The 25840-nt window shown below is 64.5% G+C and carries 20 protein-coding genes and 3 rRNA genes; 10 read left to right on the forward strand and 13 right to left on the reverse strand.

Translation table 11 applies throughout. The annotated features are described in order from the left end of the window. Positions 1–23: 23 nt before the first annotated feature. The 4 genes from QFZ60_RS15595 to QFZ60_RS15610 all read left to right on the forward strand — a co-directional run bounded on the left by QFZ60_RS15595 (position 24) and on the right by QFZ60_RS15610 (position 4622). Entirely contained in the window at positions 24–1079 is a 1056-nt protein-coding gene (locus QFZ60_RS15595) for an NAD(P)-dependent alcohol dehydrogenase (RefSeq protein WP_307091611.1), read from the forward strand. A 41-nt stretch (positions 1080–1120) separates the two neighbouring features. Beyond that, complete coding sequence (locus QFZ60_RS15600; RefSeq protein ID WP_307091613.1) at positions 1121–2110, forward strand: carbohydrate kinase; 990 nt, start codon at positions 1121–1123, stop codon at positions 2108–2110. Between the two features lie 51 nt (positions 2111–2161). Next, positions 2162–2614 carry an SRPBCC domain-containing protein gene (locus QFZ60_RS15605; RefSeq protein ID WP_307091615.1) on the forward strand — a complete coding sequence of 151 codons (453 nt, stop codon included), beginning with the start codon at positions 2162–2164 and terminating at the stop codon, positions 2612–2614. 331 nt (positions 2615–2945) lie between these two features. Then, positions 2946–4622 carry an FAD-binding dehydrogenase gene (locus tag QFZ60_RS15610; RefSeq protein ID WP_307091616.1) on the forward strand — a complete coding sequence of 559 codons (1677 nt, stop codon included), beginning with the start codon at positions 2946–2948 and terminating at the stop codon, positions 4620–4622. A 19-nt stretch (positions 4623–4641) separates the two neighbouring features. Here the strand turns inward: QFZ60_RS15610 and QFZ60_RS15615 are convergent, their stop codons facing one another. After that, complete coding sequence (locus QFZ60_RS15615; RefSeq protein ID WP_307091617.1) at positions 4642–5142, reverse strand: GNAT family N-acetyltransferase; 501 nt, start codon at positions 5140–5142, stop codon at positions 4642–4644. A 123-nt stretch (positions 5143–5265) separates the two neighbouring features. Between QFZ60_RS15615 and QFZ60_RS15620 the strand changes: the two genes are divergently transcribed. The 3 genes from QFZ60_RS15620 to QFZ60_RS15630 all read left to right on the forward strand — a co-directional run bounded on the left by QFZ60_RS15620 (position 5266) and on the right by QFZ60_RS15630 (position 7512). Continuing rightward, a complete protein-coding gene (locus tag QFZ60_RS15620) occupies positions 5266–6156 on the forward strand; it encodes a potassium channel family protein (RefSeq protein WP_307091619.1) in 891 nt (296 codons plus the stop codon). Positions 6157–6195: 39 nt separating this feature from the next. Next, on the forward strand, positions 6196–6702 hold the full coding sequence (locus tag QFZ60_RS15625; RefSeq protein WP_307091621.1) for a DinB family protein: 507 nt from the start codon (positions 6196–6198) through the stop codon (positions 6700–6702). Positions 6703–6828: 126 nt separating this feature from the next. Beyond that, positions 6829–7512, forward strand: a complete 684-nt coding sequence (locus QFZ60_RS15630) for a hypothetical protein (protein WP_307091622.1) — start codon at positions 6829–6831, stop codon at positions 7510–7512. 21 nt (positions 7513–7533) lie between these two features. On the opposite strand, the gene QFZ60_RS15635 is transcribed toward QFZ60_RS15630, so the two are convergent. Beyond that, entirely contained in the window at positions 7534–8583 is a 1050-nt protein-coding gene (locus QFZ60_RS15635; RefSeq protein ID WP_307091624.1) for a LuxR family transcriptional regulator, read from the reverse strand. Positions 8584–8749: 166 nt separating this feature from the next. On the opposite strand from QFZ60_RS15635, the gene QFZ60_RS15640 reads away from it, so the two are divergent. Beyond that, positions 8750–9184 carry a nuclear transport factor 2 family protein gene (locus QFZ60_RS15640; protein WP_307091626.1) on the forward strand — a complete coding sequence of 145 codons (435 nt, stop codon included), beginning with the start codon at positions 8750–8752 and terminating at the stop codon, positions 9182–9184. A gap of 66 nt (positions 9185–9250) precedes the next feature. Here the strand turns inward: QFZ60_RS15640 and ppsA are convergent, their stop codons facing one another. The 3 genes from ppsA to QFZ60_RS15655 all read right to left on the reverse strand — a co-directional run bounded on the left by ppsA (position 9251) and on the right by QFZ60_RS15655 (position 13481). Continuing rightward, positions 9251–11665: a phosphoenolpyruvate synthase gene (gene ppsA / locus QFZ60_RS15645; protein ID WP_307091628.1), complete on the reverse strand. Its 2415-nt coding sequence runs from the start codon at positions 11663–11665 to the stop codon at positions 9251–9253. Between the two features lie 147 nt (positions 11666–11812). Beyond that, a complete protein-coding gene (locus QFZ60_RS15650; RefSeq protein WP_142120270.1) occupies positions 11813–12631 on the reverse strand; it encodes a pyruvate, water dikinase regulatory protein in 819 nt (272 codons plus the stop codon). A gap of 40 nt (positions 12632–12671) precedes the next feature. Continuing rightward, complete coding sequence (locus QFZ60_RS15655) at positions 12672–13481, reverse strand: slipin family protein (RefSeq protein WP_307091631.1); 810 nt, start codon at positions 13479–13481, stop codon at positions 12672–12674. 257 nt (positions 13482–13738) lie between these two features. Here QFZ60_RS15655 and QFZ60_RS15660 point away from each other — a divergent pair, with 257 nt between their 5' ends. Then, positions 13739–14380, forward strand: coding sequence for a hypothetical protein (locus tag QFZ60_RS15660; RefSeq protein ID WP_307091633.1), 642 nt, complete (start codon positions 13739–13741; stop codon positions 14378–14380). On the opposite strand, the gene QFZ60_RS15665 is transcribed toward QFZ60_RS15660, so the two are convergent. The 6 genes from QFZ60_RS15665 to QFZ60_RS15690 form a co-directional block, all read right to left on the reverse strand. Beyond that, entirely contained in the window at positions 14368–14670 is a 303-nt protein-coding gene (locus QFZ60_RS15665; RefSeq protein WP_307091635.1) for a hypothetical protein, read from the reverse strand. The two genes, QFZ60_RS15660 and QFZ60_RS15665, sit on opposite strands and share 13 nt — an antisense overlap. 324 nt (positions 14671–14994) lie before the next feature. After that, positions 14995–15111 (reverse strand): 5S ribosomal RNA (gene rrf / locus QFZ60_RS15670). Positions 15112–15270: 159 nt separating this feature from the next. Further along, positions 15271–18399 (reverse strand): 23S ribosomal RNA (locus QFZ60_RS15675). 505 nt (positions 18400–18904) lie between these two features. Next, positions 18905–20427 (reverse strand): 16S ribosomal RNA (locus tag QFZ60_RS15680). The 16S, 23S and 5S rRNA genes sit together here, the layout of an rRNA operon. Positions 20428–21086: 659 nt before the next feature. Beyond that, positions 21087–21827 carry an excalibur calcium-binding domain-containing protein gene (locus QFZ60_RS15685; RefSeq protein WP_307091636.1) on the reverse strand — a complete coding sequence of 247 codons (741 nt, stop codon included), beginning with the start codon at positions 21825–21827 and terminating at the stop codon, positions 21087–21089. Between the two features lie 63 nt (positions 21828–21890). Beyond that, positions 21891–23264 (reverse strand): DUF1524 domain-containing protein, encoded by a 1374-nt coding sequence (locus QFZ60_RS15690; RefSeq protein ID WP_307091638.1) that lies wholly within the window; start codon positions 23262–23264, stop codon positions 21891–21893. A gap of 279 nt (positions 23265–23543) precedes the next feature. Between QFZ60_RS15690 and QFZ60_RS15695 the strand changes: the two genes are divergently transcribed. Further along, the gene (locus QFZ60_RS15695) at positions 23544–23936 is read left to right on the forward strand and encodes a VOC family protein (RefSeq protein WP_307091640.1); all 393 of its coding nucleotides are present in this window, start codon (positions 23544–23546) and stop codon (positions 23934–23936) included. 107 nt (positions 23937–24043) lie between these two features. On the opposite strand, the gene QFZ60_RS15700 is transcribed toward QFZ60_RS15695, so the two are convergent. Both QFZ60_RS15700 and QFZ60_RS15705 read right to left on the reverse strand, forming a co-directional pair. Further along, on the reverse strand, positions 24044–25069 hold the full coding sequence (locus QFZ60_RS15700; protein WP_307091641.1) for a LacI family DNA-binding transcriptional regulator: 1026 nt from the start codon (positions 25067–25069) through the stop codon (positions 24044–24046). 36 nt (positions 25070–25105) lie between these two features. Further along, positions 25106–25837 carry a cupin domain-containing protein gene (locus tag QFZ60_RS15705; protein ID WP_307091643.1) on the reverse strand — a complete coding sequence of 244 codons (732 nt, stop codon included), beginning with the start codon at positions 25835–25837 and terminating at the stop codon, positions 25106–25108. Positions 25838–25840: the final 3 nt, after the last annotated feature.

Genomic DNA, 25840 nt, shown 5'->3' on the forward strand with positions numbered 1-25840 from the left:
ACCTTCTGCAAAGGAACATCCCGATGACCACCACCGCCCAGTCCCCCGCCGCCACCGCCGGCCTGCCGGCCACCATGCGCGCCGCCATCCTCAAGAGCCAGGGCGCCATGGCCCTCGAGACCCTGCCCGTCCCGCAGCTCGACGCCGACCAGGTCCTGGTCCAGGTGGCCGCCGTCGGCGTCTGCGGCAGCGATGTCCACTACTACGAGCACGGCCGCATCGGCCCCTACGTGGTGGACCACCCGCTGATCCTGGGCCACGAACTCTCCGGCCGGATCGCCGCCGTCGGAAGCGCCGTTGACCCTACCCGCGTCGGCAGGCGCGTCGCCGTCGAACCCCAGCGTCCCTGCCGCAAGTGCAAGCAGTGCAAGGCCGGCCGCTACAACCTGTGCCCTGACATCGAGTTCTACGCCACCCCGCCCGTGGACGGCGCCTTTGCCGAATACGTGACCATCCAGAGCGACTTCGCCTACGACATCCCGGAGAGCGTCAGCGACGAGGCCGCCGCCCTCATCGAGCCGCTTTCGGTTGGCCTGTGGGCCTGCGAGCGCGCGGACATCAAACCCGGCAGCAGGGTGCTGATCGCCGGTGCCGGCCCCATCGGCATCATCGCCGCCCAGGCGGCGCGGGCGTTCGGCGCCACGGAAATCTACATCAGCGACATCGCCGAGGACCGGCTCGCGTTCGCCCTCCAGCACGGGGCCACGCACGCCCTGAACGCCCGGACGGACAGCGTGGAGGGGCTCGACGTCGACGCGTTCATTGACGCTTCCGGCGCACCCCAGGCCGTCCGTTCCGGGATCAAGGCCGTGGCCCCGGCAGGGCGCGTGATCCTCGTGGGACTCGGCGCCGACGACGTCGAACTGCCCGTCTCCTACATCCAGAACCGGGAGATCTGGCTCTCCGGCGTCTTCCGCTACACGAACACCTGGCCGCTGGCCATTCAGCTGGTCGCGAACGGCAAAGTGGACCTGGACATCCTGGTCACCGGAAGATTCCCCCTGTCCGAATCCGAAGAGGCCCTCAAAGCAGGCAAGCAGCCTGGCCAGCTCAAGGCCGTGGTCTACCCGGGCCGCTGACCGCGGCACCCACCCACCAGGAACACTGCAAGGAAGCAGCCATGCCAACACCCTCCAACGCACCGGATTTCGCTGATGCCGGTCCCCTTGTCACCGTGATCGGCGAGTCCCTCATGGACGTCATCGATGACCCGCACCGGGGAACCGCCGGCCGGCAGGCCCATCCGGGCGGCAGCCCCCTGAACGTGGCAGTGGGAATTGCACGGCTGGGCCTTCCGACGAGCCTGGTGACGCATTACGACGACGACAAGTACGGGCTGATGATCGACAAGCACCTGCAGTCCAACGGCGTTGCCCCTGTCAGGGGAGGCGCGGCCCCCACCTCCACGGCGAAGGCAACGCTGGGCCGGGACGGCGCCGCAACGTACGCCTTCGAGATCACCTGGGACATCAACGGAGCAGCCATCCCGGCGCTGGCAGCGGTGCAGGCTTCGCGCCACGTCCACACCGGCTCCATCGCGGCAGTCCTGTCCCCAGGGGACGCGGCGGTCCGGAGCCTGATCGAGTCGGCCCGCCCCCACGCCACCGTCAGCTTCGATCCCAACTGCAGGCCCGCGCTCACCCCGGACCGTGAAATGGCCCGTCGGCAGGTGGAAGAGTTCGTTGCCGCGAGCGACATCGTCAAAGCCAGCGACGAGGACCTGAGCTGGCTCTACCCGGGCCGGGCGCCGGAGGAATCCCTGGCGGCCTGGCTGGACCTCGGTCCGTCCGTGGCAGCCCTGACCCGGGGTGCGCACGGGCCCGTGCTGCTGAACAGGCAGGGCCGCGTGGAACTGCGGGGCGAGCCCATCACAGTGGCGGATACCGTCGGGGCGGGAGACTCCTTTATGGCCGCCCTGCTTTCCGGCCTGTCACAGCTGGACCTCCTGGGCGCGGCCGCCAGGCCACGTTTGGCGGCGCTTGGCCCCGCGGATCTGCGCGCGCTGGCTGACTACGCGAACAGGGCCGCCGCCATCACCTGCTCCCGTCCGGGCGCCAACCCACCCGGGATGGTGGAGTTGGGCGCACTGGCACCTCCCCTTCCCGTCTGACCGGCCGTTGCCCCACTTTCGGCCCGCCGGGGCGGGTGGCAGAGTGGGACGATGAGTGAGCAACCAGCCGCCCTGGTCCTGAACCTGGAGTGCACGGTGGCGTCCCCGCCGCAGGCAACGTTCCGGCTGCTGACGGATCCCGCACAGCTGGCGGAGTGGTGGGGCCCGCACGGCTTCAGCATCCCTGAGGTGGACGTCAACCTGGTGGTGGGCGGCCGCTACCGGTTCCGCATGGCCCCGCCGGAGGGCGAGCCTTTCCACCTTTCCGGGGAGTTCCTGGAGATCGATCCACCCTGGCGGCTGGTCTACACCTTTGCCTGGGAGGAACCGGCGCCGGACGACCGGGAAACCGTGGTGGACCTCTCCCTGGCCAGTAGTGGGACCGGCACCCGGGTGACGTTGTCGCAGGGACCGTTCCTGACGGAGGAGCGGCTGGCCCTGCACCGTGACGGGTGGAGCGACTCGTTCGAAAAGCTGGTTCTCGCAGCCCGGGGTGCAGCTTAACGAAGTACAGGTACCGGCCCGTGTCACGCAGAGCAGACTTTGAAGCCGCCCGCGGGGAGGAAACCCCGGAATTCCGGGGCCCGCCGTCGTCAATTGCCGTGAAAGCATGCCTGGCGTGACGCGGGCGCCCAGAGTGGCCCAGTTTTGGCGGCGGAATCGGGAAAATCCGCCGCTCCCGCCGCCACTACTCCCGGAAAGCTGGGCCACTCTGACACGCGGCCCCGACCCCAGTCCGAGGGACAGGCGGCGGCCCGGCGGCTACAGGCACGCCCAGCCGTGCGATAGCTTGGGCCAGTATTCACAGCAGCTTCGAACCCCGGGCAGGTATGGCATGGACGCGGACGTCATCATCATCGGCGGTGGGCTGGCCGGGCTGGTCGCAAGCAATGAACTGGTGCGGGCCGGCAAGCGCGTGGCCATCGTGGACCAGGAAAACGCTGCGAACCTGGGCGGGCAGGCCTTCTGGTCCCTGGGCGGGCTCTTCCTGGTGGACACTCCCATGCAGCGGCGCCTGGGCGTGAAGGATTCCTTCGAGCTGGCATGGCAGGACTGGCAGGGTTCCGCGCAGTGGGACCGGCTGTCCGGGCCGCACCCCGAGGACGAGTGGGCGCAGCAGTGGGGCCGCGCCTATGTGGAGTTCGCCGCCGGCGAGAAGCGCGCGTGGCTGCGGGAACAGGGCATCCGCTTCACGCCGCTGGTGGGCTGGGCCGAGCGGGGCGACGGCCGGGCCGGCGGCCACGGCAACTCGGTCCCCCGTTTCCACGTCCCGTGGGGCACCGGCACCGGCGTGTCGGAGCCGTTCGCGGAAAAGGCCCGGGAGGCTGCTTCGGCGGGCAGCGTCCGGTTTTTCTTCAGGCACCGGGTAGACGCTTTGACGTACGACGGCGGCACGGTCACCGGAGTGCGGGGCGCGGTACTGGCTCCTGATGATTCCCCGCGGGGTGTTTCCTCCAACCGGGACGTGGTGGCCGGGTTCGAGCTGCGGGCGCAGGCCGTGGTGGTGGCATCCGGCGGGATCGGCGGCAGCCACCAGCAGGTGCGGCGCTGGTGGCCTGACCGGCTGGGGACGCCGCCACGGAAGATGGTCACCGGGGTGCCGCAGCACGTGGACGGGCGGATGCTGGACATCGCTGATGAGTCCGGGGTGCGGCTGGTGAACCGGGACCGCATGTGGCACTACACCGAGGGCATGCAGAACTGGAACCCCATCTGGCCGGACCATGCCATCCGGATCCTGCCGGGACCGTCATCGCTCTGGTTCGACGCACTGGGACGGCGGCTCCCCTCCCCCGGCCTGCCCGGCTATGACACCCTGGGCACCCTCCGCCTCCTCCGGACCACGCCGGAGCTGCAGCAGTACAGCCATTCCTGGTTCATCCTCAACCAGCGCATCATCGAAAAGGAATTCGCCCTCTCCGGCTCGGAGCAAAACCCGGACATCACCAACCGCGACCTCAAGCTGCTGCTCCGGACCCGGCTGGGCCGGGGCGCCGGCGCCCCCATCGAAGCGTTCAAGGAGCACGGGGCGGACTTCGTGGTGGCGGACAAGCTGGCGGACCTGGTCCGTGGGATGAACGCGCTGACCGACGAGCCTCTGTTGGATGAGGCACTGATCCGGCAGCAGATCGAGGAGCGCGACGCCGAGATCCGGAACCCCTATTCCAAGGACATCCAGGTCGCCGGTATCCGCAACAGCCGCCGCTACCTCGGCGACAGGCTCTTCCGCACAGTGAAGCCGCACCGGATCCTGGACCCCGCAGCCGGTCCGCTGATCGCCGTCCGGCTGCACGTGGTCACGCGTAAGACCCTCGGCGGCATCCAGACCAACCTGTCCGGACAGGCCCTCGGTCATGGCGGCGTTCCCATTCCTGGCCTGTACGCCGCCGGTGAAGCTGCCGGGTTCGGCGGCGGCGGCGCCCATGGCTACAACGCGCTGGAAGGGACGTTCCTGGGCGGCTGCCTCTTTACCGGCCTGACCGTCGGCCGGGCCCTGGCCCGCGCACTGTAAACAGGGTTCGTTCCAAAGGCTAGTGCCGGCCGCGCCGGACCAGCCGGAATTCCGGCAGCGCCTCCCACTCGGGCGGAAGGGTGTTGTGCTTGCCGTCGGGCCGGAACCCCTGCTTCATGTAGAAGGCCAGGGCGCGGGGATTGTCCTCCACCACCCAAAGATAGGCCGGGCCGGAGCCGACGGCGGCACTCACCAGCGCTGCCCCCAGGCCCATCCCATAGGTGTGCCGGAGGGTGTAGATCGAGTAGAGTTCGAGCGCTTCAGGAGAGTCATCATCCCGGCCCGGCCCCGCGTCCGCGTAGCCCACAACCTGGTTGTTGGCGTCCAGGGCGAGGATCCGCGGCTGGTCGGTGGCCAGGAACGTACGCCGGCGCTCCACCCGTTCCGGGACGCTGGCCCTCCGGCGGCGGAAGAATTCCGCTGAAAGCAGGTGCGGGTAGCACTCCTCGTGCGCCTGCGTCTGCATGAGCACCACCGCCTCCGCGTCCTCGGGCGTGGCCTGGCGAAGCTGAAAGTCCATTCCGCCAGCCTAACCAGTGACGCTCCCAAGCCGTGCGCCGCCGTCGTACCCTCCGCCATGCCCCACCCCTCGGCCAAAGGTCCTGCGCACTTAGGCTGCGGTCCCGGGCACTTAAGATGAGGCATGACCTTTGAGGACGCGCTCCTGACGGCGGTTGGCGCCGCGCTGATTCTGCTGATGGTCGCCGACGTGTTCCATACCCTGCTGTACCCCCACGGCTCGGGTCCGGTGGGCCGGACCATCATGCGCGGGTTCTGGCTGCTGTCCAGGAAGCTCAGGGGCGGGGCCTCTTCGGTGGCCGCGCCGCTGGCCATGGCGGCCGTCATCGCCGCGTGGGCCGCCCTGGCTGCTGTGGGGTGGGCGCTGCTGTACCTCCCCCACTTGACGGACGGATTCTCCTACTCGGCGAACGTGCCCCAGCAGGCTGACTTTGCCGAGGCACTGTACATTTCGCTGGTGGCCCTCTCCACCGCGGGATTTGGCGAGATCGTGGCCACGCACCCTCTGCTCCGGCTGGTGATGGCGTTCCAGGCCGTGGCCGGCTTTGGCCTGCTGACCGCCACCGTCTCGTGGATCCTGCAGACCTATCCCGCCCTGAGCCGCCGGCGCGCGCTGGCCCACCAGTTGAACCTGTTCCGGGAAGCGGCGGGACCGTCCGGGATCGCCTCGCTGGAGGCACGGCATGCGGCTGGGCTGCTGGAATCGATGGCGGAAAACGTGGCGTCCGTCAGCATTGATCTTCTTTCCTTCCACGAGACCTATTACTTCCATGAGGTGGAGCAGCGGGGCTCGCTTCCCGCCACCATCGCCTACGCCCACCAGCTGGCCTCGGACGCTCAGGGCAGCGACAACCCTGAGCTTCGGTTCGCCGGACGGATGCTCTCCGGGGCGCTGGAGGACCTGGCCGAAGTCCTGCGAGGGAAGTTCGGCCATGTGGGCAGCACGTCCTCCGACGTGTTCGACCACTACGAGCTCCACCACCGGCACCGGCGGCCCCCGGAACCGCGGCCATAACCCCAACTCCGGCCGCGCCCGGCTTGCTAGGGTCTGCCTATGGCTTCCCACTTCCACTCCATGGACGATGTCATCAACGAACCCGAGCGCGTCCAGTTCGAATTCTTCCTGGACGAGCACCGCGCGGCCCTGAATGGTTGCCTGGACGGGCTGACCGAGGAGCAGGCCCGGCGGAGGCTGGTTCCTTCCCGCACCACCCTGCTGGGGCTGGTGAAGCATGCCGCCTTCGTGGAGAAGGTCTGGTTCGACGAGGCCTTCACCGGCCGCCCCCGCAGTGAGATCGGCATCCCCGCCACCCCGGACGAATCCTTCATCCTGGCCGACGGCGACACCATCGGATCGGTCCAGGCAGCCCACCGGGAGGCCTGCGCCGCGTCCCGGGCGGCGGCAGCCCCTCTTGGCCTGGAGGACATCGTGACCGGCAACCGGCGGGGACCGGTTCCGCTGCGCTGGGTATACCTGCATATGCTGCGGGAACTGGCCCAGCACTGCGGCCACGCGGACATCCTGCGCGAACAGATCCTGGCGGGTAGAAGCGCGGGCTAAAGCGACGGCGTGATCCTGTCCGGCCGTGGGACGAACCCGTTGTTGCCTTAGGGGCCGGGCGTAGACTCAGCGCACCATCCAGGCGGAGGCGGGAAGCCGTGAGGGGCACCCGGTAGGGTGTGGACCATGACACGCGAAGGCCGCCCCTGGACGTTCGCCGCGTTGTGCATCATGGTGATCGCAATGACGGTCCTGCTGTTCGGGCTGTCCTGGGGTCCGGCGGACGCGTTAACGCCGGTGTATTTTGCGGCCTACCTCCTCATCGGCGCCTGCATCTTTGGCCCCGACGGGAAGTGGCCGTCACTGGCGCAAGCCGCGGCATTCCTGCTGCCGGGCGTGGTGCTGGCCCTCCTTGCGCTCCTCGGGGCAGGCTTTTGGTGTGGGCTGTGGCTGCTGGGACTCCCGGGCTGGGGTGTGCTGCTCGCCCGGTGGCCCACAGAAGGGAGACTCCCCACAACCCGGATCCTCACGTTCCTGGGATTGCTGGTTGTGGGCTCCCTGGTCCTGGTGCTGACAGGCTTCTACCTGTTCCTCTTCGCACCTGCCGTGCTCCTCCTTCCGGTGATCAGCTTGGTCCGTGTCGCCCACCCGTACTACCGCGAAAAGCCCCTTCGTCCGGCCCTGGAGATCTTCCTGGCCGCGGCCGCCGTCGTCCTGGCCATCGCCCTTCCCAACCAGCCCGGGTCCTGGACGTCGCTGTTCACCTACGCCGGGGGCGCCACGGTTGCCGGGCTGATGATCGGCTACTGGGCCACCAGGACGCCGCTCCGTTTTGCGCAGCGGCGGGTGAACCACGGCGTCCGGCTGTAGGACGCCAAGTCACAGTGCCAGTCATGCCGTGAGCCGGGCCACCAGCTCGCCCCGGCTGCCCACGCCTACCTTTTCGAAGAGGGACTTCAAGTGGTCGTGCACGGTGTGCGGGGAGATGAACAGGTGCCCGGCGATCTCCGCAGTTGAACTTCCGGCCAGTACCTCCAGGCAGACGTCCCGTTCCCGCGCGGTGACGCCGAACGCCATCAGCAGCAGGGCCACGAGATCGTGGGTGGTTGCCTGTTCCACGGTGACCACCATCTGGTCGGGGTCATCGCCGGTGATCAGCCGGCTGGCCTGCAGCACCACCCAGTTGTTCGTGGCGTCACGCATCCTGGCCCGCGCCGTCCCCGACGCGGCCGCGTGCGCCTGGGCCACCACCGAATAGAGCGTCTGGCTGAACCGGGCGGGTGCGGCGTCCTCCACACGGGCAAGCCAGGAGGCGGCGGCGGGCGTGGCGGCGTGCAGGTCGCCGTGCAGCCCGGCAAGGACAATGACGGGCCCGACGGCGGCGGGTCCGGCCAGGTGCGCCACGCGGACAGCCGCCCTGGTGGCCGAAGCCAGAGTGGCCGTGACCGCGCCCAGGAATTCCACCTCCCGGTCGGTGAAGTCGCTGCCGCCTTCCCGGAAAATGCTGCCCACGCCCCAGCACAGGTCATCCACCCGGAACGCGGCACGCAGCTCGTGTTCCAGGCCCAGGGGCTTGAGCAGGTCATTGATCCGCACGCTGCGCACCACCTCCCGGTGCGGCGCATCCGAAATCCTGGCGATGGGACGCGGACGGTGCAGCAACTCCACGAAGGTGTTGGGCTCCTGGCCCGTGTACTCGGAATGGGCAAAACGGAGGAAGTACTCCTTGAACTGGTGCTCCCCCACCGGCCAAGGCCGCCAGTTGGTCACGGAGGTCATCACCATCGAGGCGGGGTCGACGCCGGCCCAGCACCCCTGCTCGAAGGGCACCTCCCGCTGCACCACGGCAAGCGCCGAGGCGTAGAGGCCAGGCAGGTCCATCCCGCCGGCGGCCATGGCGGCAATGTCCCGCCGGGCACGCACCGCGCGCTCCTCCCACATACCTCCAGTATCGTCCCGGCAGGCAGTGCGGCAATCCCCCATTTTGGGGTTTCCCAAGCACCCCGAAACCCCCGGCGGGGGGATCGTGCCGGTGCTTACCGCCGTCGTACGTTTCCTCCATGGACGCCGCACCAGGCTCGGCGTTGACGCACTAAGGGAGGCTGCAATGGGACAGGCACGCGAGGTCATGGACCGGCTGATGACGGCCATGAACGTAAAGGACCGGGAGGCACTGGCAGGCTGTTACGCCCCTGACGCCGTGATCCAGACCCCTGACCAGGGCGAGGTCTCGGGCCGTGACGCGATCGCTAACTACTTCGTCCACTTCTGGGAGGCCATGCCGGATGTCAGGTACGAGCAGTTGGCCCATCACGAGGCGGGGAACGTAGTGATCGTCGAGGGCTTCGTGGCGGGCACGAACACCGGGCCGTTGAGCCTGCCCACCGGCGGGACGCTGCCGGCCACTGGCAGGCAGGCCCGGGTACGAAGCTGCGACGTGGCCAAGGTGGAGGCAGGCCTCATCAGCACCCACCACGCCTACTTCGACCAGCTGGAGCTTCTTGGCCAGCTGGGGCTGCTTCCTGAATTGTCCAAACAGTAAAGAGGCGGCTCCCCCACGGCGTTTCGGCCGTGGCGGAGCCGCCCCCTAAAGCAGCAGCGCTACCGGTCAGACGGCAGCGGCAACCTCCACGCCGGCGGACGCATCCTCTGATACCCCGGCAAGCCGGAGCCAGGTGTCCACCACAGTGTCCGGGTTCAGGGAGATGGAGTTGACGCCTTCCTTCACCAACCACTCGGCGAAGTCGGGGTGGTCGCTGGGGCCCTGGCCGCAGATGCCCACGTACTTTTCGCGCGCCCGGCAGGCCTTGATGGCCATGCTGAGCAGCTTCTTCACGGCCGCGTCCCGCTCATCGAAGCTGTTGGCCACGATGGCCGAGTCCCGGTCCAGGCCAAGGGTCAGCTGGGTCATGTCGTTGGAGCCGATGGAGAAGCCGTCAAAGAATTCCAGGAACTCGTCGGCCAGGAGCGCGTTGGATGGAAGCTCGCACATCATGATCACTTCAAGGCCGTTCTCGCCGCGGCGGAGCCCGTTCTCGGCAAGCAGGTCGATGACGCCCCGCGCCTCGTCCAGGGTTCGCACGAACGGGATCATGAGCTTGACGTTGGTCAGGCCCATCTCGTTGCGCACGAAGGACAGCGCCTCGCATTCAAGGTCGAAGCAGTCCCGGAAGGACGGCTCCAGGTACCGTGACGCGCCGCGGAAACCGATCATCGGGTTCTCTTCGTGCGGCTCGTAGGCCGGGCCGCCGATCAGGTTGGCGTACTCGTTGGACTTGAAGTCGGACATCCGGACGATCACGGGCTCCGGCGCGAACGCGGCGGCGATGGTGGCCACGCCCTCGGCCAGCCGCTTGATGTAGTAGTCCCGCAGGCTGCTGTAGGCGCTGATCCGCTCCCGGATCTCCGCGGCCACTTCCGCCGGCTGGCTGTCCAGGTTGAGCAGGGCCTTGGGGTGGATGCCGATCTGCCGGTTGATGATGAACTCCAGCCGGGCCAGGCCCACGCCGTGGTTGGGCAGCTGCGCGAAGGTGAAGGCCTGCTCCGGGGTGCCCACGTTCATCATCACCTTCACCGGCGCCTCGGGCAGCTGGGTAACGCCGGTTTCCTCCACGCTGAAGTCGAGCAGGCCGTCGTAGATGCTCCCGGTCTCGCCGTCGGCGCAGGACACGGTGACTTCCTGGCCGTCAGAGAGCGCGTCGGTGGCGTTGCCTGTGCCGACGACTGCGGGGATCCCCAGTTCGCGGGCAATGATGGCCGCGTGGCACGTGCGTCCGCCGCGGTTGGTGACGATGGCGGAGGCGCGCTTCATGATCGGTTCCCAGTCGGGGTCGGTCATGTCCGCCACCAGCACGTCGCCGGTCTGGAACGAGGCCATCTGGTCGATCGCCGTGAGGATCCGGACCTTGCCGGCGCCGATCCGCTGGCCGATGGCGCGGCCTTCCACCAGCACAGGGCCGGTGGCGTTCAGGCGGAAGCGGCTCTGGCTGCCCGGAGCGCGGCGGGACTGCACGGTTTCCGGGCGGGCCTGCAGGATGTACAGGCCCCCGTCAATGCCGTCCTTGCCCCACTCAATGTCCATCGGACGGCCGTAATGCTTCTCAATGGCGATGGCGTGGCGTGCAAGCTGCTCAACGTCGTCGTCCGTCAGGCTGAAGCGCGACCGCAGGGAAGCCTCCACCGGCACGAAGTCGATGGTGCGGCCGATCTCGCTGTTGTTGGTGTACGTCATCTGCAGGGCCTTCTCGCCCAGGCCGCGCTTGAGGATCGCCGGACGGCCTGCCTCCAGGGCGGGCTTGTACACGTAGAACTCATCCGGGTTCACGGCGCCCTGCACCACCGCTTCGCCCAGCCCGTAGGAGGAGGTGACGAAGACGGCGTCCTGGAAGCCGGACTCGGTGTCCATGGTGAACATGACGCCGGACGCGCCGACGTCGGAGCGCACCATGCGCTGGATGCCCGCCGAGAGTGCCACGTCGGCGTGTTCGAACTTGTGGTGCACCCGGTAGGCGATGGCGCGGTCGTTATAAAGCGACGCGAAGACGTCCTTGATGGCCTGCAGGATGTTCCCGATCCCGCGGACGTTCAGGAACGTCTCCTGCTGCCCGGCGAACGAGGCATCGGGCAGGTCCTCCGCCGTGGCGCTGGACCGGACCGCCCAGGACAGGTCGGCGGAGCCGGCATGCTTGTGCACCAGCTGCTGGTACGCCTCGCGGACCTGTGCCTCAAAGTCGGGCAGGAACGGGGTGTCCCGGACCAGGGCGCGGATTTCCTGGCCCGCCGAGGCCAGGGCCGTCACGTCATCGGTGTCCAGTCCGACGAGCCGGTCGGCGATCTTCTGGTCCAGGCCCGAATCGGCCAGGAACCGGCGGTAGGCGTCTGCCGTGGTGGCGAAGCCGTCCGGGACCTGGACGCCGGCGGAGGTGAGGTTCTGCACCATCTCGCCCAGGGAGGCGTTCTTGCCGCCCACCTTGTCCAGGTCCTTGAGTCCAAGTTCAGAGAACCACAGAACGTCTGTCGTCATAATTGCTGCTCCTTTGCAGTGGTGGGTGGCGTAGGCAATGCCGGCCGCCACGGTAGTGCCGGCCGGAAGAAAAACCCTGCTAACAGTTTCAGGTCTGCAGCGTACTTTCCACATGATGTGGTCCACGCCACGTTTGTGAAACAACCACTAGTGCTTGAGGTTCATCCGCTGCAGGATGGTGGCGGCCATTTCCTCCACCGAGACGGTGGCGGAGTTCAGGTAGGGAATCCGGTGGGAGACGTACAGTTGCTCGGCGCTGCGCAGCTCAAACCCGCACTGCCGCAGGGACGCGTACGGCGAACTTGGCCGCCGTTCCGTACGGATCTGGCTCAGGCGCAGCGGGTTGGAGGACAGGCCGAAACACTTGGACACGAAAGGCCGCAGCGGTTTGGGCAGCCCGTCCCGTTGGAAGTCCTCATCCACCAGCGGGAAGTTGGCGGCGAAGATCCCGTGCTGCAGCGCCAGGTACATGGTGGTGGGCGTTTTTCCACAACGCGACGGGGCCACAAGGATCACCTGGGCCTTCTCCAGCGCACGCAGGCTCTGCCCGTCGTCGTGCTCCATGGCGTATTCGACGGCAGCCATCCGGGACTGGTAGCGAGCGGCGTTCCCCAGCCCGTGCGCCCGGCCGGGCTCGCCGCTGGCGGGCGTGCCCAGTGCCTGTTCCAGGACGCCCACGTGGGTGCCGATCAGATCCACGATCACAGCGTTGCAGCCGGCCAGGATCTGCCGGATCTCGCCGTTGACCGCGGTGGAAAACACCAGGGGCCGGGGTCCGGCGGCGGCCAGGCCGTCGATGGTGCGCACCACGGACCTTGCCTGTTCGGGGGTGGTGATGAACGGAATGGTGACGCGGTCAAAATTGTCCACGGGGAACTGCGTCAGCAGCGTATTCCCCAGTGTTTCCGCGGTGATGCCGGTACTGTCCGACAGGAAGTAGACAGGACGTAGAGCAGCAGTGGTCATGAAATGACCTTAGCGTCCTCCTGGTGCTGGACTGTACGGGTCAGGCCGCCTTCACCGGTGACTTGCTGCCGGAGGACGCGGCCTGGCTTTCGCGGGCCAGGAATGCTGAGAGCTCGCCGATGGTGCTCATGAGCGGGGCCGGGAAGACCACGGTGGTGTTCTTGTCGACGCCGATTTCAACCAGGGACTGCAGGTTACGCAGCTGCAGCGCCAGCGGGTGGGCCATCATGGTGTCGGAGGCGTCACCAAGGGCTGCAGCGGCGATGGCTTCGCCTTCGGCGGCGATGATCTTCGCCCTCTTTTCACGCTCCGCCTCAGCCTGGCGGGCCATGGCGCGCTTCATACTTTCGGGCAGCTGGATGTCCTTCAATTCCACCAGGGTGACCTCCACACCCCATTCGACCGTCAGCACATCGAGGATTTCCCGGATGTCGACGTTGATCCGTTCGGTCTCGGACAGGGTCTGGTCCAGCGTGTGGCGGCCCACGACCTTGCGCAATGTGGTCTGGGCAATCTGGTCAATCGCCGCGGCCACGTTTTCGATTGCGATGACGGACTTCACTGCGTCCACAACCCGGTAATAGGCAACCGCGGACACGTCCACGCTCACGTTGTCCTGGGTGATGATGCCCTGGGACTGGATGGGCATGGTGACGATCCGCAGGCTGACCAGCGGCAGCCGGTCGATGACCGGGATGATCAGCCGCAGGCCCGGATCCCTGATGCCCACCACCCTGCCAAGCCGGAAGAGCACGCCCTTCTCATATTGGCGTACGATCCGGATGGCCATTTTCGCCACGATGAGCAGCAGGACGACGAGAACGACGAGAACAATAATGGTGGGGTCCATCAGGATCCCCTCCTGTTTGACTGAGCCGGACATGCCGGTGCCGGGCCGGCCCCGTGGCAGTTGTCCTGGGTCCATTCTCCCACCAACAGCGGCAGTCAGCCCTGGCCGAGTCGCCCCCGTCCCGGTCCTGAACGTCAAACGGACGGCACGCAAACACGGAGGGCTAGACTGGCCCGGTAAGGACGGATTGGGGGATCCACGGCGGCGGTGCCGCTGCTCCGCTGGTCGGTCGCAGCCAGCGGACCCCAAGGATCACCATGACTTTCTTCCAGGACTTTACCGTCCCTCCCCTGCCACCCCGGCCACGCTCACAGCGGTACGTCCCGCCGCCCTGGGCCGCCGCTCCGGCCTACGAACTGCCGGCCGTGGTGCACGTGGGTATGTTTGTCTCCCGGACTCCGGGGATGGTGCTGGCGGTCAAGAGCGCGGACGTGTTCTCCACTGGCTGCGTATTCAGCCTGTCCTGGCTCTTCCGCCGCAGCAGTCAATCCGACGAGGACTGGGCCGACCTGCAGCACCTGTTCTTCCAGCCGGGGATGGGCATACGCCGCGGCAGTGGGCAGCAGACCGGCCTGATGTTCGGCGTCCAGTTCCCCGATGGTTCCAAGGCCAGCACCGGAGCCCTGGGGCCGCACGTCTTCATGGAACATGGTCAGCAGCCCGAGCCTCCCGTCCTGGGGCTGAACAATGGCGGGGGCAGCGGCGGCGAGGACGAGTTCTCGGGAACCGGCACGCTCTGGCTCTGGCCCCTTCCCCCGGCTGGCGATCTCCGGCTGGTTGCCCAGTGGACGGACTTCGGCCTGGCGGAAACCTCGGTGATGCTCGACGGCGGGCGGCTGCGGGACGCCGCTGCCGGCATTCAGGAGTACTGGCCTGAGGAGGACGTTCAGCTGCTGTAAATGTCCTCGTCGGGGGCCGCGGATTCGTGTGGCAGCCCGGACACGATGCTTCCGTAACCCTGCAGGAACATCCGGCGGCCCTGGCCTTCGTCCGTCCACACCCAGATGATGGAGTAGTCGGACGTGACGGCATCCACCACGCCCGTGCCGGCCAATGTTCCTTCGGCGAACCGGACCCGGTCCCCCACCGCCAGCCGTGGATGCCTGGTCCGCTTCCTCCGGGGCCGAAGCGTGCTGGGTTCTCCTGCCGGTGCAGGGTCTGAGGGGCAGGTGGTGGACTGCTGGCGCATCGGTTTCCTTGGGCTCGCGGGCGGATGGTCAGCTCATTACAACCCTGCCCGCTGCTCCCAGGTCACGCACTCGGCGCGTGGTGCAGCAAGACTAACGCGACGGAACTCCCGGATGCACACCAGGCGCCCACGGGACGGAGTGTGACTGCCCTCTGACGGGTGTTCCTTCCCCGAGACGCCCGCTCACCTTTGACAGGTTTTCCTGTAACGCTTCATCAGTTCCTGCGGGTTTGCCTGGGTTCCGGCGTGGGGGTTTGTTGGGTGGATGTCGGGTTAAAGCAGTAGGACCCTGACATTCCTTTGTCAGGGTCCTACTCAATTTATGTCCGGCGGTGACCTACTCTCCCACACCCTCCCGGGTGCAGTACCATCGGCGCTGTGGGTCTTAGCTTCCGGGTTCGGAATGGGACCGGGCGTTTCCCCCACGCTATGACCGCCGTAACCCTTTGTCCGCACACCTTGGTGGGTGTGGGAAAACTGTGTGGTTACAACATTGTGGTGTTGTTATTCAATTGTGTTGGTTCCTGCCAAAACCCTGGTGTTGGGGGTTGTTGGTTGGGAACCACATAGTGGACGCAAGCAGAATGTGTATATATCTGTGTGGTGTAAGTTGTTGGCCTATTAGTACCGGTCAGCTTCACGAGTCGTTAGTCCTCGCTTCCACATCCGGCCTATCAACCCAGTGGTCTGGCTGGGGGCCTCTCACACCCGAGGGTGTATGGAAATCTCATCTTGAAGCGAGCTTCCCGCTTAGATGCTTTCAGCGGTTATCCCATCCGAACGTAGCTAATCAGCGGTGCACTTGGCAGTACAACTGACACACCAGAGGTTCGTCCGTCCCGGTCCTCTCGTACTAAGGACAGCCCTTCTCAAATTTCCTGCGCGCGCAGCGGATAGGGACCGAACTGTCTCACGACGTTCTAAACCCAGCTCGCGTACCGCTTTAATGGGCGAACAGCCCAACCCTTGGGACCTACTCCAGCCCCAGGATGCGACGAGCCGACATCGAGGTGCCAAACCATGCCGTCGATATGGACTCTTGGGCAAGATCAGCCTGTTATCCCCGAGGTACCTTTTATCCGTTGAGCGACGGCCATTCCACAATGTACCGCCGGATCACTAGTCCCGACTTTCGTCCCTGCTCGAGATGTCTCTCTCACAGTCAAGCTCCCTTGTGCACTTACACTCGACACCTGATTGCCAACCAGGCTGAGGGAACCTTTGGGCGCCTCCGTTACTTTTTAGGAGGCAACCGCCCCAGTTAAACTACCCATCAGGCACTGTCCCTGACCCGGATTACGGGCCGAAGTTAGATGTCCAAAGTGACCAGAGTGGTATTTCAACGATGACTCCACCCGAACTGGCGTCCGGGCTTCAACGTCTCCCACCTATCCTACACAAGCCACTCCGAACACCAATACCAAACTATAGTAAAGGTCTCGGGGTCTTTCCGTCCTGCTGCGCGTAACGAGCATCTTTACTCGTACTGCAATTTCGCCGAGTTTATGGTTGAGACAGCGGGGAAGTCGTTACTCCATTCGTGCAGGTCGGAACTTACCCGACAAGGAATTTCGCTACCTTAGGATGGTTATAGTTACCACCGCCGTTTACTGGGGCTTAAATTCTCAGCTTCGCCTTGCGGCTAACCGGTCCTCTTAACCTTCCAGCACCGGGCAGGAGTCAGTCCGTATACATCGTCTTGCGACTTCGCACGGACCTGTGTTTTTAGTAAACAGTCGCTTCCCCCTGGTCTCTGCGGCCCCGATCCCCTCCAGAACGCAAGGTTCCTTCAAGGTTGGGGCCCCCCTTCTCCCGAAGTTACGGGGGCATTTTGCCGAGTTCCTTAACCATAATTCTCTCGATCGCCTTGGTATTCTCTACCTGATCACCTGTGTCGGTTTGGGGTACGGGCGGCTAAAACCTCGCGTCGATGCTTTTCTCGGCAGCATAGGATCACCAAATCCCCCCAAACGGGGGTCCCATCAGATCTCAGGCTATGTGAGTGGCGGATTTGCCTACCACTCGCCCTACATCCTTAGACCGGGACAACCATCGCCCGGCTCGGCTACCTTCCTGCGTCACACCTGTTAATACGCTTGCCTCCCGGGATCAGGTCCTGCGCTCCACCAAAACCCTCACACCACAAGGGTGATCGGGCAGGTATCGGGCAGTTAGTATCCCCCGCTCAGCATGGGCGGTTTTTCGCCGGTACGGGAATATCAACCCGTTGTCCATCGACTACGCCTGTCGGCCTCGCCTTAGGTCCCGACTTACCCAGGGCAGATTAGCTTGACCCTGGAACCCTTGATCATTCGGCGGACGGGTTTCTCACCCGTCTTTCGCTACTCATGCCTGCATTCTCACTCGTGTAGGCTCCACCGCTGGTTTACACCGCGACTTCACCGCCCACACGACGCTCCCCTACCCATCCACACGCCTGAACCACAAGGGCTTAGCTAAAATGTGAATGCCACAACTTCGGCGGTGTACTTGAGCCCCGCTACATTGTCGGCGCGGAATCACTTGACCAGTGAGCTATTACGCACTCTTTTAAGGGTGGCTGCTTCTAAGCCAACCTCCTGGTTGTCTGGGCAACTCCACATCCTTTCCCACTTAGCACACGCTTAGGGGCCTTAGTTGGTGGTCTGGGCTGTTTCCCTCTCGACTATGAAGCTTATCCCCCACAGTCTCACTGCTGCGCTCTCACTTACCGGCATTCGGAGTTTGGCTGACGTCAGTAACCTTGTAGGGCCCATTAGCCATCCAGTAGCTCTACCTCCAGCAAGAAACACGCAACGCTGCACCTAAATGCATTTCGGGGAGAACCAGCTATCACGAAGTTTGATTGGCCTTTCACCCCTACCCACAGCTCATCCCCTCCATTTTCAACTGAAGTGGGTTCGGTCCTCCACGACGTCTTACCGTCGCTTCAACCTGGCCATGGGTAGATCACTTCGCTTCGGGTCTAGATCACGCCACTGCAACGCCCTATTCAGACTCGCTTTCGCTACGGCTGCCCCACACGGGTTAACCTCGCGACGTAACACTAACTCGCAGGCTCATTCTTCAAAAGGCACGCCGTCACAACTACAAAGGCTGCTCCGACGGATTGTAAGCACACGGTTTCAGGTACTGTTTCACTCCCCTCCCGGGGTACTTTTCACCTTTCCCTCACGGTACTGGTCCGCTATCGGTCATTAGGGAGTATTTAGGCTTATCAGGTGGTCCTGACAGATTCGCACGGGATTTCTCGGGCCCCGTACTACTTGGGATACTCTCACAGGCGGTACAAACACATTACGGTTACGGGACTAACACCCTCTCTGGCCGGCCTTTCAAAACCGTTCACCTATGCGCGCACATCACACCCCACCAGCCCGGCAGAACTGGTATGGAAAGTCCCACAACCCCGACCATGCAACGCCCGCCGGCTATCACACATGGAACGGTTTAGCCTGATCCGCGTTCGCTCGCCACTACTAACGGAATCACTATTGTTTTCTCTTCCTGCGGGTACTGAGATGTTTCACTTCCCCGCGTTCCCCCCACGCACCCTATGTGTTCAGGTACGGGTCACCAAGTCACTCGCGCGCTCAGCGGGGTTTCCCCATTCGGACACCCTGGGATCACAGTCCGGTTATCGACTCCCCCAGGCTTATCGCAGATTCCTACGTCCTTCTTCGGCTCCTAATGCCAAGGCATCCACCGTGTGCTCTTAAAAACTTGACCACAAAGATCAAAAACATTTTTCGAGAGAACCATGAAAACCAACCACGCTCCCAACACCCCACAAAGAGGCATCAACAACGCAGCCAGATCCAGGTTCATTATCTTGGAAATTGCTTCTTATACAAGATGCTCGCGTCCACTATGTAGTTCTCAAACAACAACCCCACACCACACACCCCACACACAACCCCCAAAAGGGAGCCAGCATGCGTGAAGGCGTCATGGCAGGGAAACCAGAAACAAACAAACCCACGGGAAACCCCGTGGTCCTGTTGCCTCAGGACCCAACAGTGTGCCAAACACTACCCACCCCGCACCCCACCCACCGTTCCAGAACCATCACTGGCTCGTACTAGGACAAGAAGGAAACAACGCGGCCGCTATTTGCTGATATTCCACCCATGAGCACCCGCCGCAGAACTTGCGTCTGCGCAACGGGCTTTGCTTCCTGACAAACCCACCACACTCATATACATGAGGCAGGGTGTTTGTAGGTGCTCCTTAGAAAGGAGGTGATCCAGCCGCACCTTCCGGTACGGCTACCTTGTTACGACTTAGTCCCAATCGCCAGTCCCACCTTCGACAGCTCCCTCCCACAAGGGGTTAGGCCACCGGCTTCGGGTGTTACCAACTTTCGTGACTTGACGGGCGGTGTGTACAAGGCCCGGGAACGTATTCACCGCAGCGTTGCTGATCTGCGATTACTAGCGACTCCGACTTCATGGGGTCGAGTTGCAGACCCCAATCCGAACTGAGACCGGCTTTTTGGGATTAGCTCCACCTCACAGTATCGCAACCCTTTGTACCGGCCATTGTAGCATGCGTGAAGCCCAAGACATAAGGGGCATGATGATTTGACGTCGTCCCCACCTTCCTCCGAGTTGACCCCGGCAGTCTCCTATGAGTCCCCACCATCACGTGCTGGCAACATAGAACGAGGGTTGCGCTCGTTGCGGGACTTAACCCAACATCTCACGACACGAGCTGACGACAACCATGCACCACCTGTAAACCAGCCCCAAAGGGGAAACCACATTTCTGCGGCGGTCCGGTTCATGTCAAGCCTTGGTAAGGTTCTTCGCGTTGCATCGAATTAATCCGCATGCTCCGCCGCTTGTGCGGGCCCCCGTCAATTCCTTTGAGTTTTAGCCTTGCGGCCGTACTCCCCAGGCGGGGCACTTAATGCGTTAGCTACGGCGCGGAAAACGTGGAATGTCCCCCACACCTAGTGCCCAACGTTTACGGCATGGACTACCAGGGTATCTAATCCTGTTCGCTCCCCATGCTTTCGCTCCTCAGCGTCAGTTAATGCCCAGAGACCTGCCTTCGCCATCGGTGTTCCTCCTGATATCTGCGCATTTCACCGCTACACCAGGAATTCCAGTCTCCCCTACATCACTCTAGTCTGCCCGTACCCACCGCAGATCCGGAGTTGAGCCCCGGACTTTCACGGCAGACGCGACAAACCGCCTACGAGCTCTTTACGCCCAATAATTCCGGATAACGCTTGCGCCCTACGTATTACCGCGGCTGCTGGCACGTAGTTAGCCGGCGCTTCTTCTGCAGGTACCGTCACTCTCGCTTCTTCCCTACTGAAAGAGGTTTACAACCCGAAGGCCGTCATCCCTCACGCGGCGTCGCTGCATCAGGCTTGCGCCCATTGTGCAATATTCCCCACTGCTGCCTCCCGTAGGAGTCTGGGCCGTGTCTCAGTCCCAGTGTGGCCGGTCACCCTCTCAGGCCGGCTACCCGTCGTCGCCTTGGTAGGCCATTACCCCACCAACAAGCTGATAGGCCGCGAGTCCATCCAAAACCACAAAAGCTTTCCACCAACCACCATGCGATAGTCGGTCATATCCGGTATTAGACCCAGTTTCCCAGGCTTATCCCAGAGTCAAGGGCAGGTTACTCACGTGTTACTCACCCGTTCGCCACTAATCCAGGAGCAAGCTCCCTTCATCGTTCGACTTGCATGTGTTAAGCACGCCGCCAGCGTTCATCCTGAGCCAGGATCAAACTCTCCGTTGAAGTAAAACAGACACAACCACAACCACCGGAAATAACGGCGGAAACGGCTGCACAAAATTTGAAACCAGCTAAAAACACCAAACCACACCACAGGGGCGGCACGGCTTGGCAAATTCAACCAATTTATAAAAAATCGGTATCAACAAACTTGGCACACTATTGAGTTCTCAAACAACAGACACACCCGGCACCACCCAAACCCTCGTTCAGGATCGCTCCGGAGCAACTTTCCAAACTTACCCGGTTTCAACGAGCTTCGCAAATCAGCGTTTCCGCGATCTTCTTCACTCTGAAACCGGCCCCACCCACGTCCGGCACGCCAAGAGGCGAACCATTTTCAGGCTGTCTGGTAAGGGGTTTGGCCGCTATCTTTCCGCTTCAGCGGCGGCGACTCAGAAAACAATACCCGCACACAACCCCCACCGCAAATCGGCTCCTGGGGACTAAAGATCCCCGGAATTCCGGGCCAAAAACGGTCACCGAGGTACCCAAGCCGCCTCCCGCCGTCGTAATTCCCTTCTGTGTGCTGCAGCACAGAACGCCTGGCCCCGTTTCTCCCCCTCCGGGGCTTCCTGTCCTGCAGTAGTTCTTAAACTGGACGAGCCGCGGACACCTCCCAAAAGGAGGCACCGCGGCTCGCCTCAGTTCTGCCCGGTTGGCTACCGCTCGCAGGCAACCCCGTCGCCATCGCGGTCGAGAGAAGAGCTGTATCCTGCCTGTCCCCTGTAGAGAGGCGCGGCGCCGGCGGCCTTCGCGGCGGTGCAGTTGGCGTAGTAGGCAGTTGCTGGGGCCTGAACGGGTGCGGCCTTCTGCGCTGCCTGTTGAGCAGCCGCTTGATCCGCAGCAAGCTTCGCGGCCGCGTTCCGCGCGGCCTGGTCAGCTGCAGCCTTTGCGGCGGCGGCTTGGTCGGCAGCGGCCTTATCCGCTGCGGCCTTCTCAGCAGCAGCCTTCGCCGCAGCCGCCTGGTCCGCTGCAGCCTTCTCAGCCGCAGCTTTGTCAGCTGCCGCCTTTTCGGCAGCAGCCTTCTCAGCGGCCACGTCGTCGAGGTTCCTGACACCGAGATGCACGGTGGAGCCCTTCGCGGCCTGTGTACCGTTGGCGGGGTCCTGGGTTGTCACCTCCCAGTTCTTCTTAAGGACGATCGACTTGCCCTTGACGGTGTCCACAGCCTCAACCTTGAACCCGAGCTTTTCCAGCTGCTCCGTGGCCTTGTCCAGGGTCAGGCCGGTTACGCCGGGAACGGCAACAGTCTCCGCAACCGCAGCCACAGCGGTTGCCGTTGCGGTGGTCTGAGTTGCCGCTTCCTTGCCGCCGCAACCCGTCAGCATCAGGCCGGCCAGCACAGCCAGCGCCAGCGTCTTGTTCATCCTGGTGAGTGCAGGACTGGGATTTACTTTCATGATTCCCCCTAGGAATGCGTGATGGTGGTAAAGGTGCGTCCGGAGAATCCGGACAAGGTGGGCCTACTCGCAGGCGATGCCGTCGGAGTCACGGTCCAGGGCGGACCGGTAGCCGGCCTGACCGGCGTAGAGCGGCGCAGCACCGGCAGCTCTCGCCGCGGCGCAGTTGGCGTAGTAAGCGGCGGCAGGCGCCGGTGCCACCGGCGCTGGCGCGACGGGGGCGGGTGCAACGGGTGCAGGAGCGGGTGCGACCGGAGCCGGTGCAGGAGCAACCGGTGCGGGAGCAGGAGCAACCGCGGCAGGAGCCGGTTCAGCCACTGCCGGCGCGGGAGCCGGGGCCTGCTGGTTCGTCGGGGCCAGCTGCCCGGAGCAGTCGCCAAGGATGCGCGCCATAGCGTCGTGCTCCGCCTGCGTGACCCACAGCCCGTACGTTGCCTTCACTGAGATTTGCCGGGCCACGTACTCGCACCGGAAGGCCTTGTTCGGTGGCAGCCAGGTGGCTGCGTCGCCGTCGCCCTTTTGCTGGTTGATGGGACCATCGGTGGCCTGCAGGTTCAGCGGATCGTTGGCGAACGCCGTCCGCTGCTCCGTGCTCAGCTGCTGGGCGCCCTTCTGCCAGGCGTCACTGAGCGCCACCACGTGGTCGATCTGCACGGCAGTGCTGGTGCCCGAGCCGCGGACAAAGCTTATGGTCTTGCCCGTGTAGGGATCGGCCAGGGTCCCCGTCTGGACCTTGCAGGGAACACTGTTCGTGTAGGTGATACCGGCGAGGTCGCGCTTGAGGATGTCATTGCGGGTATCGCAGCCGTTCCGGTCCACGTCCGCCCACGCCTGGCCGAACTGCGCCCGGTCATAGCCGGTCTTCGGCGCCCGGCCCTTGATGGGAAGGGTGGCCAGTAGCTCGGTCGCCTTTGTGGCGTAAGCGGGCTGTGCGTTGGGGGCGGTGGCGGTGACGCCGGCCGCAAGGACGTAGGGGTTCTCCGGGTCCAGTGGCTCCCCATCGCTGCCAGCGGTGGGAGTAGGGGTGGACGACGGCGATTCCTTGGCTGTTGCGGTTGGGCTGGCATTGGTGGGGGCTGCCTTGGCAGTGCTCTCCGAGGATGCCGCCTTCAAGTCCGCGCCGGCGACGTGCGGCAACGCGACAGCTCCGCCAATGAAGAGGGCGAAGGACGCGGCGAGCGCGACGGCCCCGGCCTTCCGTTTTGCCGGGAGCCAGGCCCAGGAACGCCGCCCTGTCAGCAGGACGTACAGTCCGGTGAGTGCAGCCGAAATGCCCAGGAATATCAGGGCTCCGCCGATGCCGCCGCTCAGGGATCCCAAGAGCATGAAGAGTGCGGTGAGGCTGGCAACAATGAACGTTGAAATGCGTGGTTTCCGCGGCGGCTTCGGTGCCGGCGCAGGTGGAACAAACCCCGAAAAGGTTTCGTAGTCGGACATTCTTTCCCCATTTTCGAGGCGTCCCCTAAAGGGACCCCACACTTGCCGCGCCTGCTGCTTAGCCCGGCAAACTCATCGCCATGAGCTTATGGGCCATTGCAGGCTGAAAACGGGTGCCCAATGCGTCCTGGGTCAACATTCAGCCAGTCTTGATGGAACCTTGAGGAAAGGCCGACGCAATACGGTTTCACTGCCTAACAATTTGTGGCATTCACAATGCCAAAACCCGTTTACGCGGCGGCCATTCCCTGGAGCAGGACGCAAAGATAGAGTGGCCGGATGCAGATGCGGCTCGAGGTTGTCCAGGTCCCGGTTTCCGATGTCGACAGGTCGAAGGCGTTCTACACCGAAAAGCTGGGCTTCGTGCTGGACCACGACGTGGAGCACATCCCGGGCATGAGGGTGGTCCAGTTGACTCCCCCGGGTTCGGCCACATCAGTGGTCATCGGCACCGGGATGACCACCATGGCACCGGGCAGCCTGGAAGGGCTGCAGCTGGTGGTCCCGGACATCGCCGATGTCCGAACCGAACTGGTCAGGCGGGGCGCGGACATCAGCGAAATCCAGGACCTCGGCGGGGTCCTCTTCGCCTACTTCAGCGATCCCGACGGCAACCGCTGGGTCATGCAGGGCCAGACACCGCCGGACATCCGGGACGCGCACAAACCATAAAGGCGTCTGCCCAAAAAGTGCGCGGGCGCCGGCGGAAACGCTGCCAAAAAGTGCGCGGGCGCCGGCGGAAACGCTGCCAAAAGTGAGCGGGCGCCGGGAGGGGCTGGCTACTTTTTGGCCGGCGGCGCTGTGGAGCCCCGGACTACCAGCTCCGTGCCCAGTTCGATCCGCTGTGGCAGTTCCTCGTCCCCATCCAGGTGCCGGAGCAGGGCCCGCATGGCGGTTTCGGCCATCTGAACCACTGGCTGCCTGATGGTGGTCAGCCCGGGTTCGATCCACTCGGCAGCCGGAACGTCGTCAAAGCCGACGACGGACAGGTCCTCCGGAATCCGCAGACCGGCAGAGCGCGCAGCCCGGTAGGCACCGAGGGCCTGGCCGTCATTGCCGGTGAAGATCGCCGTCGGCCGGTCCGGCAGCTCCAGGAGCTTCCGCGTTGCCGCCTCACCCGCTTCGATGGAAAAGTCGCCGGGAACCATCAACGCCGGGTCCAGGGCAATGCCCGCGCGCCGCAGTGCCGAGATGTAGCCGTCCTCGCGGGCGCTGCTGCACTGCAGGTCCTCGCGGCCACCAATCATGGCGATCCGTTTGTGCCCCAGTTGCAGCAGGTGGTCCGTGGCCGAGTAGCCGCCCTCCCAGTTCGCCGCACCCACAGTCATCAGGTCCGGTCCGGGCTGGCCCACGGGATCGATCAGCACCACGGGTATGCCCAGGGATTTGACGCGCTGGATCTGCTTGGCGTCCAGCTGGTAGACGGCCATGAGCAGCCCGTCCGATTTCCGCTCCGCGAGGTTAGCCAGCCAGGGCCGGATGCGCGAGCCGTCCAGGTTCAGGCTGCTCACCACGGTTCCGTAGCCCGCGTCCTGTGCCACGCGTTCCACACCCTCGATGATCTCCAACGCCCACTCCGAGCCCAGTCCCGGAAACACCAGATCCACCAGGCCGGCTTTCTGCCTGCGTTTGGCGGGGCGGCGGGCATAGTCGCGCCGTGCGATGATCTCCTCCACCCGGGCCCGGGTCTCGGCCGCCACATGGGCGTGCCCGTTCAGCACCTTGGACACAGTGGGAACGGAAACCCCTGCCTCACGTGCGATTTCACTGATCGTCGCGCGCCTGGTGTCCTGCTTGCTCACCACGGAAACCGCCCTTTCACCCGGGTCGTGCGCCCGGTGCTAGTTATCGGAAAGTTCCCACGTCTGGATCCGGCCGCACATGCCGTAAGTTCTGCGGTTTTCCCGTTTTCCCATCGTAGTTCGCGCGTTCCCCAGATAGGCACTTTCCGCCAAGTCCAGGGAAGCCAGTTGCTGCCGGGTGACCTCCGCCTGCCGTGCGGCTCCCGCTGCCAGCACGTCTGCCCAGGTCCCGGTCCTGTCCGAGACCAGGCGGGCAGCCGCAGCGTGGAAGTCCGCCAAGGCGGCCGGGCCGGTGGCAAGCACGGCTTGCTTCAGCGACCAGTAGCCTTCCAGGGCCAAATCACGACGGCGGCGGGCGGCTTCCTCCGCCTCGGCCAGTCCGGCATCTGCATCCTTGTGCTCGAGGGCGGCAGCCCGGGAGTACCTGGCGGCGTCCGCCAGGTACTCCGGCGGAAAGGTCATCACGGCATCCCCGTGTTCGGGCAGCCCGGCATTCTGCATCACCACCAGGACCCTCAGATCACCTGAATCGTTAATGGCGCGGTGCACGGTGCCGGGAGTGAACCACAGCACCACCCCCGGTACCAGCGGTGTGGAGGTGAAGCCGCGGGAGTCCAGTGTCTCCAGCCGGCCGGATCCCTGGAGCACCACGTACGCCTCGGTGGACGCAGTGTGCAGGTGCGGCGATCCGCCGGCGGTCCCGTCAGCGCCCGGCCAGTCATAAATGCTGATCTCGGAGAGCCCGGTGGCACCGGGAAAGGTGGAGCCCATGCT

The organism is Arthrobacter sp. B2I5, assembly GCF_030816735.1.
Taxonomy (GTDB): Bacteria; Actinomycetota; Actinomycetes; order Actinomycetales; family Micrococcaceae; genus Arthrobacter.

Excerpts from the sequence above, each read along its gene's own strand:
- QFZ60_RS15690 (WP_307091638.1), bottom strand. The coding sequence starts at position 23,264 with ATGTCCGACTACGAAACCTTTTCGGGGTTTGTTCCACCTGCGCCGGCA.
- QFZ60_RS15625 (WP_307091621.1), top strand. The coding sequence starts at position 6,196 with ATGGCTTCCCACTTCCACTCCATGGACGATGTCATCAACGAACCCGAG.
- QFZ60_RS15595 (WP_307091611.1), top strand. The coding sequence starts at position 24 with ATGACCACCACCGCCCAGTCCCCCGCCGCCACCGCCGGCCTGCCGGCC.
- ppsA (WP_307091628.1), bottom strand. The coding sequence starts at position 11,665 with ATGACGACAGACGTTCTGTGGTTCTCTGAACTTGGACTCAAGGACCTG.
- QFZ60_RS15650 (WP_142120270.1), bottom strand. The coding sequence starts at position 12,631 with ATGACCACTGCTGCTCTACGTCCTGTCTACTTCCTGTCGGACAGTACC.
- QFZ60_RS15620 (WP_307091619.1), top strand. The coding sequence starts at position 5,266 with ATGACCTTTGAGGACGCGCTCCTGACGGCGGTTGGCGCCGCGCTGATT.
- QFZ60_RS15665 (WP_307091635.1), bottom strand. The coding sequence starts at position 14,670 with ATGCGCCAGCAGTCCACCACCTGCCCCTCAGACCCTGCACCGGCAGGA.
- QFZ60_RS15695 (WP_307091640.1), top strand. The coding sequence starts at position 23,544 with ATGCAGATGCGGCTCGAGGTTGTCCAGGTCCCGGTTTCCGATGTCGAC.
- QFZ60_RS15660 (WP_307091633.1), top strand. The coding sequence starts at position 13,739 with ATGACTTTCTTCCAGGACTTTACCGTCCCTCCCCTGCCACCCCGGCCA.
- QFZ60_RS15705 (WP_307091643.1), bottom strand. The coding sequence starts at position 25,837 with ATGGGCTCCACCTTTCCCGGTGCCACCGGGCTCTCCGAGATCAGCATT.
- QFZ60_RS15615 (WP_307091617.1), bottom strand. The coding sequence starts at position 5,142 with ATGGACTTTCAGCTTCGCCAGGCCACGCCCGAGGACGCGGAGGCGGTG.
- QFZ60_RS15610 (WP_307091616.1), top strand. The coding sequence starts at position 2,946 with ATGGACGCGGACGTCATCATCATCGGCGGTGGGCTGGCCGGGCTGGTC.
- QFZ60_RS15630 (WP_307091622.1), top strand. The coding sequence starts at position 6,829 with ATGACACGCGAAGGCCGCCCCTGGACGTTCGCCGCGTTGTGCATCATG.
- QFZ60_RS15640 (WP_307091626.1), top strand. The coding sequence starts at position 8,750 with ATGGGACAGGCACGCGAGGTCATGGACCGGCTGATGACGGCCATGAAC.
- QFZ60_RS15600 (WP_307091613.1), top strand. The coding sequence starts at position 1,121 with ATGCCAACACCCTCCAACGCACCGGATTTCGCTGATGCCGGTCCCCTT.
- QFZ60_RS15655 (WP_307091631.1), bottom strand. The coding sequence starts at position 13,481 with ATGGACCCCACCATTATTGTTCTCGTCGTTCTCGTCGTCCTGCTGCTC.
- QFZ60_RS15685 (WP_307091636.1), bottom strand. The coding sequence starts at position 21,827 with ATGAAAGTAAATCCCAGTCCTGCACTCACCAGGATGAACAAGACGCTG.
- QFZ60_RS15605 (WP_307091615.1), top strand. The coding sequence starts at position 2,162 with ATGAGTGAGCAACCAGCCGCCCTGGTCCTGAACCTGGAGTGCACGGTG.
- QFZ60_RS15635 (WP_307091624.1), bottom strand. The coding sequence starts at position 8,583 with ATGTGGGAGGAGCGCGCGGTGCGTGCCCGGCGGGACATTGCCGCCATG.